Below are 14,033 nucleotides of genomic sequence, written 5' to 3'. Positions count from 1 at the left end.
ATTAAACGTTACAAAGAAAATAGGCGCTTTGCACGCTCCTGATTACCCGAGATCCGACCCGTCTCCTATTTAACATAATGTATTCTTTGTCAATAAGAGCCTGATATGACTATCAAGCCCGCGTTAGTTAACTGGATATTCTATGGGTTAGCAACGGCTTCTTTTATTCTGTTGGTTTTGGACACCAGCCGTTCTCCAGATCCAACGTCAGCCTTATTTCTACGGGCTTGTTCGCTTTTTTAAGCTGCTGTGTTGCAATGACAGGCTGCAATTTTTCTTGCAAATAATTAGTCATTTTAGGGTCTCTTAAATAAAATTGCTCCGCCTGTTGGCGGTATTGTTTGCCCACCGGCACGGGCAATAATTGCGTAGTGGCATTTTTTTCAAATAGCAGTGTTCCGTTCCGACGTACCCAGTTAAAAAACAGGTTCTCCGTATTTAATTGCTGTATTACAAAATTTAGCGGATGTATGATCATATTCACCCTGCCTAAATGGCTTGTAATTTCCTGAACTTCGGTTTTCAGCGCGTCCTCAATTACGCATTCGTCCGGTGTAATCAACAGCAGATCGCAGGTAAATTGCCGGGCTTCATTGATCCGTTTGGTCATAAAACAATGACGGCGGGTATGTACTACTGTTTCGCAGCCATAACAATAAATGATCAATGGTTGCAAGCGTGCGGCCACCAGCTTTTTTATGCAATAAAATGCGTTTTGCTCCCGGCCGTTTAACTGGCTCATGTAATCTTGTGTTTTCATGGTTATTTAATTTTAGTGTAATTAAAATAGGTTTGCTCAATTGTCCACAAAACGGTTTTTAAGTCGCCCGCCAATATGCGTTACTTCCCGCACATCTATCAGGTGTGCAGCTTCCACCAACTTTACCAGCCGCATGTAAAATTGTAATGAGCCCAGGTCTGTATCACTGCTATGGCGACTAAGCGCGCATTCTACCATTTCCTTCCAATCCTGTATCCACTTGCTGAGCGACTGTTTTTTGAAAAACTTTTTTAATACCCGGTATGGATTACAAAATTCTTCCGGGGATAAACAACGCGGAAAATCGCTCCACAGGCCGGATTTACTGAACGGACTGCAATAATAACTTTTATCAAAAATGTCGTTTGCTGAAACTGCAACCGGGCTACTTTTTTCATCCTTCAGCGCATGGGCGGCTTTCAATACAGACCGTACAATTTTCATATCCAGCAGCACATCACAGGGCGAGTGATCTTTATATAATTTGTCAACCTGTGCATAGCTTACGATCTGTTTAATTTCCGTGCGCAGGGTTGCAATATCCGAGCTGTTAAAAACTTCTGCTAATACCTGCCGGGGGTCGGTGATGCCTCCCCTACTCCAGCATGCTGTATTAAATGGGTCTTTGGGTAATTTAGTTTTCATGGTTACTATTTTAGGTGAACATTTTGGTAATCTACAGTACCACAAAGTACCTATCCCCGAAGGGGATATTCAAGTTACGCAGTGGATATTTTATGCCATTTTGCCGGATATTTTAGCTATCTTTATCCTAATGGCTTATTGAACGTAAAAGCCTAAATTTGAACCATTGATAAATACAACTATTATGGAGAAAAAGATACACGAAGGCCGGAATGTAAAGCGTTTCCGCGAAATGCTTGGCATTAAACAGGAAACCCTGGCTTATGAGTTGGGCGATGACTGGAACCAGAAAAAAATATCCATATTGGAAACCAAAGAAACCATTGATGTGCCCTTACTCCAACAGATTTCAGCGGCATTAAAAATACCTGTGGAAGCGTTTCAGAACTTTGATGAAGAACAGGCTGTAAATGTAATTGCAAATACATTTAATATTGAAAAAGACGCCTACATTGGCAACTCCCAGCCAACATTCAATATCAATCCTATTGAGGAAATTAGAAAGTTGCATGATGAAAAGATTGCGCTGTATGAAAGGATGATGAAGGAAAAGGATGAGATGATGGTAACACTTAAAGGCCTGCTTGAGAAATAAAGAAGATCTTCGTTTAAGCGAGTTCAAAAAGTTGGTATTGAGATTGACGTTAAAATAATTGTAGTAATTTTTCCGTATAAGCGAATACCTTTGTATCTTGCTTATATATATTACATTTTTATTATATTTAATTTATAAGTCGCTTATTATCAACATACAATATGATTGATGAATTTTTAGTAGTAGATTTATTTTGTGGGATTGGGGGGTTAACGCATGGCTTTGTAAAAGAAGGTTTCCAAGTTGCTGCGGGAATTGATTTTGATAATTCCTGCAAGTATGCGTATGAGAAAAACAATAACACACAATTTTTACATAAAGATATAGGTGCGCTTTCGGCAAGCGATCTTAAAGCACTTTTTGGGGGCAAACGAAAAATATTAATTGGGTGCGCACCCTGTCAGCCCTACTCTATTTTCAACAGAAAAAAAGACGTTATTGAAAATTCAGACGCTGATCCAAGGTGGAAATTGCTCTATTCTTTTTCGTCCTTAATAAAAGAAACAAGACCTGAGGTAATATCTATGGAGAATGTTCCTCTTTTGAAAAATTATGGAGACGGCGTAGTGTTCAATGATTTTGTAAAGGCTTTAGAAGACATAGGCTATCATATATCTTACGACATATTTAATGCCCAGGACTATGGGGTGCCTCAAAGGCGAAAAAGGTTGGTACTACTTGGATCCTTACACGGTAAAATAGACATGATTGCCCCAACTCATAAAGTAGGGAAATATGTTACCGTCAGGCAAGCCATTGGCGATTTATCCCCTATTAGCGATGGTGAAATAGATAAGAAGGACAAATTACATAGAGCTAGAAAACTTACCGAACTTACAAAACGCAGAATACAGGCTACCAAAGAAGGCGGTAGTTGGAAAGATTGGGACGAGGAACTTAAGTTAGCTTGTCATAAAAAAGAAGGTGGCGAAAAATACCGTAGCGTATATGGCAGAATGCAATGGGATGATGTGGCGCCTACTATGACAACATACTGTATAGGCTTAAATAATGGCAGGTTTGGACATCCTGAGCAAGATAGAGCTATTTCATTGCGTGAGGCAGCTCTATTACAGTCGTTTCCAAAAGGGTACAGCCTTATAGATTCAAAAAGTACATTTTCTGCATTAAATATCGCAAAGCATATTGGCAATGCGGTCCCTGTATTACTTGGTAAAGCTATTGCTAAGAGTATAAAACTACACTTAAACAGCATTCAACAAAATGGATAAGCCCGACCAGTCGCTAAAATGGAGATTTGACGTAAACACATTCAGACTGTTGGGAAGGGATTTAATTACGGATAGGATCACAGCAGTTTATGAGTTGGTTAAAAACTGTTATGACGCTAACGCTACGAAGGTAGATGTTAGTTTTAATAATGTAGCTCAGTTGGATGAAAGTAGTAAAATAGTAATCGCTGATAATGGGATAGGAATGTCGTTTTCCGATATACGCGACAAATGGATGGTTGTAGGCACTAATAGTAAACGGACAAAGCTGTATTCCGATCCTCCTTTTAATAGAAAATTTGTTGGAGAAAAAGGAATTGGGCGTTTTGCAGTTGATAAGTTGGGCGAAAGAGTTGAAATCCGGACCAAAGAACAAGGAACAAAGACCTGGCTTTGTGTAAAAATAAATTGGGATGAATATGAGAAGATAGCAAAAAGTACGGGCAGCTCCTCTGCACAGCTTTCTTTGTTTACAGAAGTAGAAAATCAATATTTTTACGAAGACGGAAAGGAGGAAGAACATGGCACAGTAATTACTATTTCCAAAGTATCTGAGGCATGGTCTGGTAATGATGTTGATCGATTGAATAAAGAACTTTCAAAATTAGTTTCACCTTTTTATCCAATCAATCCGCCTTTTAATATCTGGATACAATCGAATGAAATTACAGATTTTGCTAATAGACAAGTAAGACCTGAGCCGATAAAATTCTATTCGCATCATGCTGAAATAACTTTTGATGAAACTGAAAACATACAAGAAACACTTGTTTTTAATTCGGAAAAAGGAATAATAGAAAAAAAGAAAATTCCTCTACAGAAGTTTGGTCCAGTAAAAATTAAACTCTTTTATTTCAACGAAGCCGCCAAAAGACGCTACAACGCGACGTATAAAAATGACGACACCAGAATTGATGGGATTAAGATATATAGAGACGGAGTAATTGCGACTCCGTTTGCAGAATATGAGGCCGATACAGATAAAAGAAGAGATATTTTGGGAATAGATAAAAGAAGATGGCGCGGTACGTTTGATACAATAGGAACGAGAGAAATTATTGGTGTTATAGATATAACAAAAGAAAAAAATCCCAAAATAATTGACGCTACAAATAGACAGGACTTTTTGGCAAATGAAGAGTATAGTCTTTTGAAAGAATTTATTTTAGCGCAATTGAAAGCCTTTGAAGATGTAAAGAATTTCGAAAGATCATCAAAGCGGTCAAAAGTTGAAAATGAACTAATAGACGCAGGAAAAGATATAAAGGATTTTGAAAGAGAATTGGATCAATTGGCTACCCAAACTGAAACGATTGAAAATCCTAAAATCACTCAGTTGGTTACCACCCTGCGCACACGGGCGAAAGAAACCCATGCTTTAATTAATAAAAGCATATCTGAACAGAAAAAATATCAAAAAGAAGTAGAGCGAAAGGAAAAGGTTCTTTATAGTCTTATTTCTATGCAGGAGTATGCTTCCATGATAGCCCATGCTGTTAGAACATCAATAGCCAAAGTTAAACACCTAGGTGAATTTATAAAAGAAAACTACCCCAATCCAAAGTTCGACAAATACTATAGCATGTATGCCATTTCGATATATAACGAAATGAATACGCTTATTACAGTAACGGACTTCATGCTTAGTTTTGCAAATATTGATGGGACGTTTGAAGAGTTTGATGTTGTAGCGCTTATTACGGATTTATTAAAAAATCAGTATGAAGGACTTTTTAGTGCGGAGGCTATCTCGTTGGAAATAGACATAAAGGACAATTTCATAATTGAAACAAACAAAAAAGCATTTCAGGATATTTTCCAGAATTTAGTGTCTAATTCAGTCAAGGCGCTGAAGGATACGACAAATAAGAAAATAAAGTGTACCGGCTTTTTGGATACAGATAAGTTCGTGATATATTTTTCTGATAATGGATATGGCATCCAAGACGAAGATCGGGAATGGATTTTCGGACTATTCAATACAAGAACAGCAGAGCAAGGCGGCGCTGGAATGGGTTTATATATTGTAAATACCATATTGAAATCTTTAAAAGGGAATATTGAAGTAGTAGAAAATGAGTTTAAACCTACCGGAGCAACTTTTATGATAATCCTACCATTTAATAAGTAACATAATGAATAAAGAAGTAGCTCTTACAAAAATTGTAGTTATTCATGATGATATGGATGAAAACTATCCATTGATTGTAATGCTACGAGATAAGTATTTAGATGAAAATGTGGCTTTGTTTAAACATTCTCAAGAAGGATTAGATTTCGTTCTAAATAACTTGGGAAAAAAAATGGTTGTCCTTTTAGACAAAAACTTTAAGGATAAGAATGATATTTCTGGATTAAAAGTATTTGAAAAAATCAGAGAAAAAACGGCTTTGGTGTTCGTTGTCTTAATTTCAGCCAATAGCATTGCTGATTTTACCGAAGATGAATTGAAGATTTTGGTTAACAAGGATCTGTTTAAACTTGAAAAATTCACCAACGATTATACAAGCATTATTGGCCTGATAGACGAAGCAGTAAGTAGTATCGACATGAGAGTTGACGCTGCAATTGAGGATTGGCTTATGGCTAATAATCTCAGCGATGATAAGCCTATATTGATTACTGAGACTAATCAATATACACTTAAACAAATTTTGCACGAAATAAGGATGGAGACAAGTATTGGGCGAGATTTCGTTAAAAAGGTCAACAATCTTACTATTGAACTAATAATGAGAAATAAAGAAAAGATTCAATGATTAACGCTATTCTTGCTATTGATGAACAGGACGAGGTATTGGGCAACTTTTATACTGAGTGTTTAACAGATTTGGAGAATTTTGAAAATGATAAATGCTCCATAACATTGATTAAAAGTAATGCACTTAACGATTTAGCTGTATCTCTATCAATTCCGAAAAATGGTAAATTTGTTTTTCTGGCGTATTCTCATGGCTCAGATTCGGAGCTATTAGCAGGAGGAACAACGCCATATATCTCCGAAACATTAAACATAACTCTTTTTAAGAACTCGTTTTTTTATACATGCTCGTGTAGCACAGGAAAACGATTAGGCCAATTGTTAATAGACAATCAATGTATTTCGTACATTGGTTACAAGGAAAAATTCACGATTTGGGATTACAATAGAACTCCATTTGTTGAATGCGCGAACTACGGCTATAAACTATTTATCCAAGGTTATAACATTGAATCAATCGTTGAACAAATGAAAGCCAAATATGACGAGCATATCGACAATTACAGTAATGATTTTTTCGGTGCAGCTTATTTATTAGCGAACAGAAATACATTATTAGCATTAGGCGATTTAACTCATTCTATAGATAGTTAGATTAATTCTTATGGCGGATACTTTTTCCAAGACTGAAAGAACAAAGACAATGTCGGCTGTGAAGTCCGCAGATACCAAACCTGAAATACTAGTAAGGAGATATTTGTTTGCTCAGGGATTACGATTCCGAAAAAATGTTTCAAACCTGCCGGGCAAACCCGATGTCGTTCTACCTAAATTTAAGACGATTATTTTTATTCATGGTTGTTTTTGGCACGGACACGCTATTTGCGGGAAAACAATACCTGAATCTAATAAACAATACTGGACAGGAAAAATATCCAGGAATATACAAAGGGACAAGGACAACAAGGCTACACTAAAAAAAATGGGATGGCGGGTGATTACAATATGGGAGTGCCAATTGAAAAATAAGGAAGTTTTGAAACAGTCTCTTTCGTCCTTATTAAAGCAAATCACAGGGTAATTTGATGTCAATGTCATTATGACAAAAGAAGCAATCAACCAATATTTAGACAAACTCGAAGGTAAGCTGTTGAATTGTTCAGCGCAAATACCTATTGAATTAAGCAGGGCATGGACTGGTCAATTTCCTGATGAAGCTGCGGTATATATTTTTAGAGAAGATGATGCGATTTGCTACGTTGGCGAAACGGGTAGTTTAAGAGGCCGAATGAATGATATTTTGAACACTAAAAATCATACTGTCCGAAGAAATTTAGGAAACTTACATTTTTCCGAGCATCCCAACTTTGAGAAGGCAAGTTCCAGTAAAAGTTTTCATGATGATATTGAGGCGCTTTTAAATGAAAGAATTACCAAACATTTGAGGCTATCTTATATCTTAGTTGATTTAGGAAGGAAAGAACTGGAAGAAAGACTTTTCGATAAACTTCAACCCTGCTATAGCCAAAAAGGGAAAAGAGGGAGTAAAAAAACTTACACCAAAGCCGAAAAACAACAGGCGAATAAAAACGCTTATGAAAAATGGACAACAGAAGATGATGAAAAACTGGAACTGCTTTTTTGTGAAGGTAAAACGGTTAAAGAATTATCGGCGGTTTTTGGAAGGAATGAGGGATCAATAAATTCAAGGATTAAAAAATTGGAACTAAGGGAAAAGTATGATCGCTAACTGACACATCCTCCTCCCCTTGCTGATTTTTGGAAATAAAAGAACGGAAAGGATTACGCGGCTCCGCCGCTAAACAAAGAACCCAGGCTCCCACCCACCACCCGGGGTTAGTTGTGAGCATCGGCTCCAATAGCTAAGGCGTATTTATATTTTAAAGCACATCAATAATTTTTATGGCGTGCCCCCTGCCCTGTTTTAATGATTTTTGGCCGGGCAGGGGTCGGGCTATACGCTTGTAGTCCTCATTGCGCTGCACTCCATTGCGGGCTACCGCTTCTATCCCTCACGCACTCAAAATAAGTAAAGCCCCTACCCTCGACCCCACGCCGCTTTACCTATTTTTCGCAAGCAAAGCGGTATGTAAAGGTTGCTCGGCCGCAACCATTACATGTATTTAATTTTTAAAATTTCTTTTGGCCTTACATCAAGTAAAAAATTAAATAGCAATGCTATTTAACATAATACCAGAACATTATAGGACAAAACGGGCCGCCGCTGAGGCGGCGCCTTATCCGTTTGTCAGCTATAATTCTATATTATGTCTGCGCTCCGTTTCACTACGCTTGCCCTGCGGGTAAATAATTAATCAGCTTCCGTCTCCGCAGGAAATTTTTTTTGCGTTTGTCTGGCAAGAATGTCTTCGCCCGTTTTTCCTATAATTAGACATTATGTCTCCGCTGCGCTCCGGGCTGCGCCTAAATAGCCGCTGCGGCCATGCTATTTGCTTGTAAAATTTTTGGTGGCGATTTTTGAAATTTACGCCACAAATTTTACGCACAAAGCCGCCCACAGGCCCGGCATTTAATTTTTTCCTTGACCCACGCGCAAAGAAATTTTATGGCGTTCGCTGGCATGCGAAAAAATGCGTATGTGCCTTGCAGGCATTTAATCCGCATTTTTCTGTGCTGGCGCTCACGACGTTTTTTATTTGTCCTTTTGCCTTGATGCAAAAGAACGAAAAAATCAAGGCCAAATCTGTGCACGTATTATATATCATATCTGGTTGTATTTCTTGCCGAATGTTTATTTGCATCATCAGGGTTTATATTTAGAAACGATAATTTTGTATTCTTCATATAACAATTGTATAAAATTTATAATTAGTGGATATAAAAGAAATAAAATGAGAAAGCTCATCGCAGGAATCAATATGACCGTGGACGGGTTTTGCGACCATACCGCCATCATCCCGGATGATGCATTGCATCAACATTATGCCGACCTGTTGCGCAACGCCGATGCTATTCTATATGGCAGGGTCACCTACCAGCTGATGGAATACTGGCCAACGGTGGTAAAAAATCCTACGGGCAACCGGGCAACAGACGATTTTGCAAGGATCATGGACCGGATCCCAAAAATTGTCTTTTCCCGCACACTAAAAAATACCGATCCGGCGATGACCGGATGGCCAACTGCCCGGCTGGCAACCAAAACCCTCGAAGAGGAAGCCCGGGCGCTTAAACATTCCGGACCCGCATCAAACGGAAGCGGCAACGGGGATATTTTAGTGGGCAGCCGGAGTTTGATTATTTCCCTGCTGAACCTGAACTTAATTGACGAACTCCAGCTAACCATTCACCCGGTTGTGGCAGGAAGCGGATTGCCTTTATTTGATAACATACATGATAGAACGGCCCTTAAACTCCGGAATACAAAAACCTTTGACTCCGGCGCCATAACGGTTTATTACGAACCCCAAGGCCGTTAAACAAAGACTGGACGGACCTTACACCGGTTTGGCGATCAATCAAAATCAAAAAAATCCGACAGGAAGGACTTTTTCTTGCGCGGATATTGCTGATAATATTTCTTATCATCATGAGGGTCGCTATAGCGATCATTATGCGCTTCGTTGTTCTTTTCTTTTTGAAGCGTTGATACCGTTTTTTGTTCGGATGCAAATTGTAATAGTTTATCCAACTCCCCTTTGTCGAGCCACACCCCTCTGCAACTGGGGCAATAATCAATTTCAACCGTCTGCCGTTCCGTCATTAATAGCGTTTCATTACAATTTGGACATTTCATTTCTTACTGCTTTAAGTGTATTAACAATAGCTTTCGGCAATTTAAGAAAATGCAGCCACCGGCGCAACATAAACAGGCTTTTCCTGTTTTTTAACAGTTTGTTGCCATTTATAGAAAGCGATAAGGGGCTGTATCAATATCTATCCCGAACGGCTTTAATCCTTTATAACCTTTATCACTTTTGAATACGTGAAGGTTCCGTCCTTGTCTACCTGGGCCATCCGTATATAATGATTTTTGCTGGCGGCAATTTCATCCTGGCTCTTATTACAGCTTATTGCGGCCACTGAAACACCGGCCGCCAGGACCAGGGGCAGCCACCTCATTTTTTTGCGGCGAAAAGAAATGAGCGACCCAAAAACAAAGGCGAGCAGCGGCACCGCAGCTAAAGCAAATGCGCCATTTGAAGTCCATTCATAGTTAATGGCGGTGTTGCTGTTTCCATTAACGGCTTTTGATGGTATGGTAGCAATGGGTGTAAATGTTTTTCCGTCTGTAGACGCTTCTATAGTAAAATGATCATTACCCGTTTCAGTTTCTGTTTGCCAGCTTACATGCAGGGCATTGTCTTTTAGCACTGCATCCACAGTGCTAAAACCGGATGGCAATACAATGTTGGCGTCTTTTACCCAGGTAAAGGCATCCAGTGCGGCATATTCATAGTTTCCACCCGTACTGAGCTGTAATTGATCAATGACAATATTGGAATAATTCTGACCGTTGAGATTCGTCAAATCGATCAGCGTAAAACCATTGGTGGTTCCCAAAGATGTGGCAAACCCCGTGGTTTTCGTTTGCGTAAATTTGGTAACGCCGCTTAATTTTCCGGTAACAGTCAGGGTTCCTGTTACATTTAAATCGGTATTAATGGCCCCTAAATACATCCAAAACCGGCTTACCTTAAATAAATTGGAGGTTGTTTTAATGCTAAAAGAACATAGCTGTCCGCTTGCGCCGCCGTTTGAATTGTCAATATACTTATTGTCATTGGCTGTTCCACTCCAGCCAGTGTTAGGGTAATTTCCCTGTATATCAAATGTTCCTGTTTGGGAAATAATTTTAAAGATAACCCCATTGTCGGTGAAGTTGGTGCTGCCGTGGCTTTCGGTTTCAAAACTTTCTGTACTGGTTTGGGCAAAGGAAAAAACAAAGGTGCACAAAACACCTAAAATGAGGAGGGCTGTCCGTTTCATTTTTTATTTTTGAAGTTAAGAGGAGCGTATGAAGTGGATGGGCTATTTCCTGGTAATCGACCTCATAAGCATTTGTATGCGAATATAAAACAAAAAATATTAATGGCCGAAGATCTCGGAACATTGTTTAACCAGCTCCGGACCGGCGGCCATCTGCAATTTATTTGAAACGCAGCAAAAATCAAGGTCTTCAGCGTTTCCTATGTTTGCCACAGATGCTCTGAAAGACTGAAGGTCTGGACTTTTCTAAATTAAAAACGGGACCGTTGTTATATGTTATAGCATTAAAAAAATATGTGTTTTTGCGTTTCAGTGGCAACGACACAGAATTTCAGTAACAAACTGAGCGCTTCTAAATCATCCTTCCCATAAAGGGGTCTGTAATACTTTCGGCGGAGGTTTCTACCCGGCCTGCAAAGCGTTTTTCAAAACTGCTGTTGCCCCTGAGCCGGATGCTGAAATCGTACCAGCCCCTGCTTTTAGCAAGGTTAAGCACCAGGTTCTGGCTCCCGCTTACCGGTTTGCTCAGCGTGTTGTTTTTATAAGCGTTATCAACGATATCAATAGTTACGGACGCTGTGCTGCTCAGTTGTAATAAGATGTTTCCCGTTGGCTGGTTGCGGTTCATCTCGTAGGAACACACAACGTTCAGGTCCGGGTCCTTCCGGCTTCCTCTGAACTCGCGGAAGAAGCCATTGGGGCCATGCAACCGCAAAAAATAATTTCCGTTCTCAAATGCTTTTACCGGCCATTCATAATCCAGCTGATCGCCGGCTTTTACGGCAAACGACCAGTTGCGGCAAATATCTTTTACCCCCTGGCCGTCCGCAAAAACGGCGGGCGCATAGGCTGTAAATGGCGCGCCCTGGGCCCGTTGCCCAAATACGGCGGCCCCTGCTTTTAAGGAAACAATCAGCGTATTTTTATCCCTCGAAAGATTGCCGTCTGCATACAATTCATAAGGGAGCGATAAGGAAGGACGGGTTCCTTTTTCCTGCTGCGGCATAAAAGGCAACGCCTCCCCTCCTTTAATGGCCTGCCGGGCATCCTCATCAGACAGGCGGTGAAAGCCCCCGGGCTCTTTCCGGAACTGTGCATTATAAATGCTTTCGACAAAATCATTCCTTTTCAGGAACGGCAACTGCTGTACGGGCTTCCCATCAAAGGGACTGAAAGCCGCGGTGAGGTCCCCGCTGATCGTCCTTCGCCATGCGCTGATATTATCGATATGGATCTTTTTATTGAATTTCTGATTCAGGAAGGTTTCCAGGAACTGCAGGGTTGATGTATGCTCAAACACCTGGGAGCATACCTTACCACCCCGGCTCCAGGGCGATGCGATGACCATCGGCACCCTGAAACCGAGGCCTACAGCGGCTTCGCGGGCCTGTTTCTGGGGAATACCCTGCTTCAGCTCATACTCCATCCGCACATGCTCCGCCTCGGTATCAATACCGGCGCTGCATTTACCGGTGCCTGGCTTTTTAAGATCGGCTATGGAAAAAGGCGGCACATGATCATAGTACCCGTCATTTTCATCATAGGTCAAAATAAAGATGGTTTTCTTCCATACCTCCGGATTCTTAGTAAGAATATCCAGGATTTCCGAAACATACCAGGCGCCGTACCAGGGCGCGCTGGGATGGTCTGAAAAATTTTGCGGACCCGCCAGCCAGGAAACCGTGGGAAGTTTTCCCTCATCTACATCCTTTCGAAACTGGTAAAGTATATCGCCGGAGGGCACGGTTGCCACACGGTCTTCGCCCCCCTCCCTGTATTTTAATTCGGATACCGACCGGTATTCCGGGTCTTTTTTATTATTGATAAACGCATTAAAGAACAGTTCTTTTTGCTTGTTCGTCAGCTTCTCAAAATTGTTCCGGCCCCACTGGTCCAGTTCGGCCCTTGCATTATCCAGCGCCTCCTGTTTTTTACTCAATGCCGTTTTTATTTTTGTTGCCGCAGCTTCGCTGGAAGGGCTTTCCTCCTGCAGCCGGTTGATCTCGCCCGGAAGGGTGTCTACCAGCTTTTTTAACCCCTCTACATACCGTGGTGTGTATTTTACGTTGTAGGCTTTGAAGAATTCCAGCAGGTTACATCCAAAATTTGAAAGCCAGGAGCGCTCTTCTCCTTTGTATCCGCCACCGCAGGAAATATCATTTTGATAAAATTTCCAGTTGATATCGTTGTCCGTAAGTAGTTCGGGGAAGGTTTTCCAGCTCATTTTGGCATGGGCAAAATTATCGTTCCGGATATTGTCCCGTGGATATCCATCGTCTGTATCCCTTATTTTGCCGGTCCAGAAAAATGAGCGGTTGGGTGTGGTGCTCGTCATGGCCGAACAAAAATTCTGATCGCAAACGGTAAAAGCATCCGCCAGGGCGTAATTAAACGGCAGATCCTCCCGGGTATAAAAACCCATGGTGAGCGGCAGTGCGGCATATTTTTTATTGCCGGCTTTTTTAGCGGGCAGCCACCGGTCGTATTTCCCGTTATTGAATGCATCTACCTGGCTGGGACGGGAATGTGGAAGCGCCCCCATCCAGGTGGCCTTGGTTTCCTTTATATTGAGCCGGAACGGCGCATAGGTCTCCCCTTTTTCGTTGGTCTGGAACCACACAGGCTTTTGGTCGGGCAGTGTAATGGCCCGGGGGTCGTTGAAGCCCCGTACGCCCTGCAGGGTGCCAAAGCAATGATCAAAGGAGCGGTTCTCCTGCATCAGGATCACAACATGCTCAGCGTCTAAAAACGTAGTTCCGGGCCGGGGGTCGATGGCTAGGGCCTTTAAGAGGGAATCGGGAACTGCGGCCCTCATACCTGCTGCTCCCGATAGCAACATTGATTTTTTCAGGAATACACGTCTGTTGTCCATACAATCGTTTTTATAAAATGATACACTTCAAAAGGGATGAATTAATGAGCTTTATAACCCATCAATCACTTTTTATCCCTTCCCAGTATAAATACCTGTCAAATATAATTTAAGAACCCCCGAGGCCTCATTAAAAGATCGTTAACCGGTCTTTTGACTATTTTGACGGTAAAAAAACAACAAAGTTTAATATAAAAAAAGGGAAATAAATATAATGAAAAACAATTTGAAAATGAAAAGGCCATATCAAGTATAAC

The 14,033-nt window shown here is 40.8% G+C and carries 14 protein-coding genes; 9 read left to right on the top strand and 5 right to left on the bottom strand.

What is annotated here, in order from left to right; translation table 11 throughout:
* Positions 1–163 precede the first annotated feature (163 nt).
* Both GGU45_RS20600 and GGU45_RS20595 read right to left on the bottom strand, forming a co-directional pair.
* Positions 164–760, bottom strand: coding sequence for a hypothetical protein (locus tag GGU45_RS20600; RefSeq protein WP_435228003.1), 597 nt, complete (start codon positions 758–760; stop codon positions 164–166).
* Between the two features lie 36 nt (positions 761–796).
* On the bottom strand, positions 797–1,405 hold the full coding sequence (locus tag GGU45_RS20595) for a hypothetical protein (RefSeq protein ID WP_435228002.1): 609 nt from the start codon (positions 1,403–1,405) through the stop codon (positions 797–799).
* Between the two features lie 184 nt (positions 1,406–1,589).
* Here GGU45_RS20595 and GGU45_RS20590 point away from each other — a divergent pair, with 184 nt between their 5' ends.
* The 9 genes from GGU45_RS20590 (at position 1,590) to GGU45_RS20550 (ending at position 9,394) form a co-directional block, all read left to right on the top strand.
* On the top strand, positions 1,590–2,000 hold the full coding sequence (locus GGU45_RS20590; RefSeq protein WP_435228001.1) for an XRE family transcriptional regulator: 411 nt from the start codon (positions 1,590–1,592) through the stop codon (positions 1,998–2,000).
* Positions 2,001–2,161: 161 nt separating this feature from the next.
* Positions 2,162–3,232, top strand: coding sequence for a DNA cytosine methyltransferase (locus tag GGU45_RS20585; protein ID WP_435227999.1), 1,071 nt, complete (start codon positions 2,162–2,164; stop codon positions 3,230–3,232).
* Complete coding sequence (locus GGU45_RS20580; RefSeq protein ID WP_435227998.1) at positions 3,225–5,363, top strand: ATP-binding protein; 2,139 nt, start codon at positions 3,225–3,227, stop codon at positions 5,361–5,363. The genes GGU45_RS20585 and GGU45_RS20580 overlap by 8 nt, the downstream gene beginning before the upstream one ends.
* A 4-nt stretch (positions 5,364–5,367) precedes the next feature.
* Entirely contained in the window at positions 5,368–5,991 is a 624-nt protein-coding gene (locus GGU45_RS20575; protein WP_435227996.1) for a hypothetical protein, read from the top strand.
* The gene (locus tag GGU45_RS20570) at positions 5,988–6,587 is read left to right on the top strand and encodes a hypothetical protein (protein WP_435227995.1); all 600 of its coding nucleotides are present in this window, start codon (positions 5,988–5,990) and stop codon (positions 6,585–6,587) included. Before GGU45_RS20575 ends, GGU45_RS20570 begins: the two co-directional genes overlap by 4 nt.
* Positions 6,588–6,597: 10 nt before the next feature.
* A complete protein-coding gene (locus GGU45_RS20565; protein ID WP_435227994.1) occupies positions 6,598–7,014 on the top strand; it encodes a very short patch repair endonuclease in 417 nt (138 codons plus the stop codon).
* A gap of 18 nt (positions 7,015–7,032) precedes the next feature.
* Positions 7,033–7,683 carry a hypothetical protein gene (locus tag GGU45_RS20560; RefSeq protein ID WP_435227993.1) on the top strand — a complete coding sequence of 217 codons (651 nt, stop codon included), beginning with the start codon at positions 7,033–7,035 and terminating at the stop codon, positions 7,681–7,683.
* 749 nt (positions 7,684–8,432) lie between these two features.
* On the top strand, positions 8,433–8,735 hold the full coding sequence (locus tag GGU45_RS20555) for a hypothetical protein (RefSeq protein WP_435227991.1): 303 nt from the start codon (positions 8,433–8,435) through the stop codon (positions 8,733–8,735).
* 71 nt (positions 8,736–8,806) lie between these two features.
* Positions 8,807–9,394, top strand: a complete 588-nt coding sequence (locus GGU45_RS20550; RefSeq protein ID WP_435227990.1) for a dihydrofolate reductase family protein — start codon at positions 8,807–8,809, stop codon at positions 9,392–9,394.
* A 35-nt stretch (positions 9,395–9,429) separates the two neighbouring features.
* Here GGU45_RS20550 and GGU45_RS20545 read toward each other — a convergent pair whose 3' ends face one another.
* The 3 genes from GGU45_RS20545 to GGU45_RS20535 all read right to left on the bottom strand — a co-directional run bounded on the left by GGU45_RS20545 (position 9,430) and on the right by GGU45_RS20535 (position 13,776).
* Positions 9,430–9,678, bottom strand: coding sequence for a TFIIB-type zinc ribbon-containing protein (locus GGU45_RS20545; protein ID WP_435227988.1), 249 nt, complete (start codon positions 9,676–9,678; stop codon positions 9,430–9,432).
* Positions 9,679–9,866: 188 nt separating this feature from the next.
* On the bottom strand, positions 9,867–10,904 hold the full coding sequence (locus GGU45_RS20540; protein ID WP_435227986.1) for a hypothetical protein: 1,038 nt from the start codon (positions 10,902–10,904) through the stop codon (positions 9,867–9,869).
* Between the two features lie 352 nt (positions 10,905–11,256).
* Complete coding sequence (locus GGU45_RS20535) at positions 11,257–13,776, bottom strand: phosphocholine-specific phospholipase C (protein WP_435227985.1); 2,520 nt, start codon at positions 13,774–13,776, stop codon at positions 11,257–11,259.
* Between the last annotated feature and the right edge of the window lie 257 nt (positions 13,777–14,033).

The sequence above is a fragment of the Niabella hirudinis genome (assembly GCF_051201075.1).
GTDB classification, from domain to species: Bacteria; Bacteroidota; Bacteroidia; order Chitinophagales; family Chitinophagaceae; genus Niabella; species Niabella hirudinis.
The sequence above is the reverse complement of the archived record's forward strand: the minus strand, read 5'-3'. Positions and strand labels throughout refer to the sequence as shown.

Bases quoted from the DNA above. Each gene is read 5' to 3' on its own strand.
- GGU45_RS20600 (WP_435228003.1), bottom strand. From the start codon at position 760: ATGAAAACACAAGATTACATGAGCCAGTTAAACGGCCGGGAGCAAAAC.
- GGU45_RS20595 (WP_435228002.1), bottom strand. From the start codon at position 1,405: ATGAAAACTAAATTACCCAAAGACCCATTTAATACAGCATGCTGGAGT.
- GGU45_RS20590 (WP_435228001.1), top strand. From the start codon at position 1,590: ATGGAGAAAAAGATACACGAAGGCCGGAATGTAAAGCGTTTCCGCGAA.
- GGU45_RS20585 (WP_435227999.1), top strand. From the start codon at position 2,162: ATGATTGATGAATTTTTAGTAGTAGATTTATTTTGTGGGATTGGGGGG.
- GGU45_RS20580 (WP_435227998.1), top strand. From the start codon at position 3,225: ATGGATAAGCCCGACCAGTCGCTAAAATGGAGATTTGACGTAAACACA.
- GGU45_RS20575 (WP_435227996.1), top strand. From the start codon at position 5,368: ATGAATAAAGAAGTAGCTCTTACAAAAATTGTAGTTATTCATGATGAT.
- GGU45_RS20570 (WP_435227995.1), top strand. From the start codon at position 5,988: ATGATTAACGCTATTCTTGCTATTGATGAACAGGACGAGGTATTGGGC.
- GGU45_RS20565 (WP_435227994.1), top strand. From the start codon at position 6,598: ATGGCGGATACTTTTTCCAAGACTGAAAGAACAAAGACAATGTCGGCT.
- GGU45_RS20560 (WP_435227993.1), top strand. From the start codon at position 7,033: ATGACAAAAGAAGCAATCAACCAATATTTAGACAAACTCGAAGGTAAG.
- GGU45_RS20550 (WP_435227990.1), top strand. From the start codon at position 8,807: ATGAGAAAGCTCATCGCAGGAATCAATATGACCGTGGACGGGTTTTGC.
- GGU45_RS20545 (WP_435227988.1), bottom strand. From the start codon at position 9,678: ATGACGGAACGGCAGACGGTTGAAATTGATTATTGCCCCAGTTGCAGA.
- GGU45_RS20540 (WP_435227986.1), bottom strand. From the start codon at position 10,904: ATGAAACGGACAGCCCTCCTCATTTTAGGTGTTTTGTGCACCTTTGTT.
- GGU45_RS20535 (WP_435227985.1), bottom strand. From the start codon at position 13,776: ATGGACAACAGACGTGTATTCCTGAAAAAATCAATGTTGCTATCGGGA.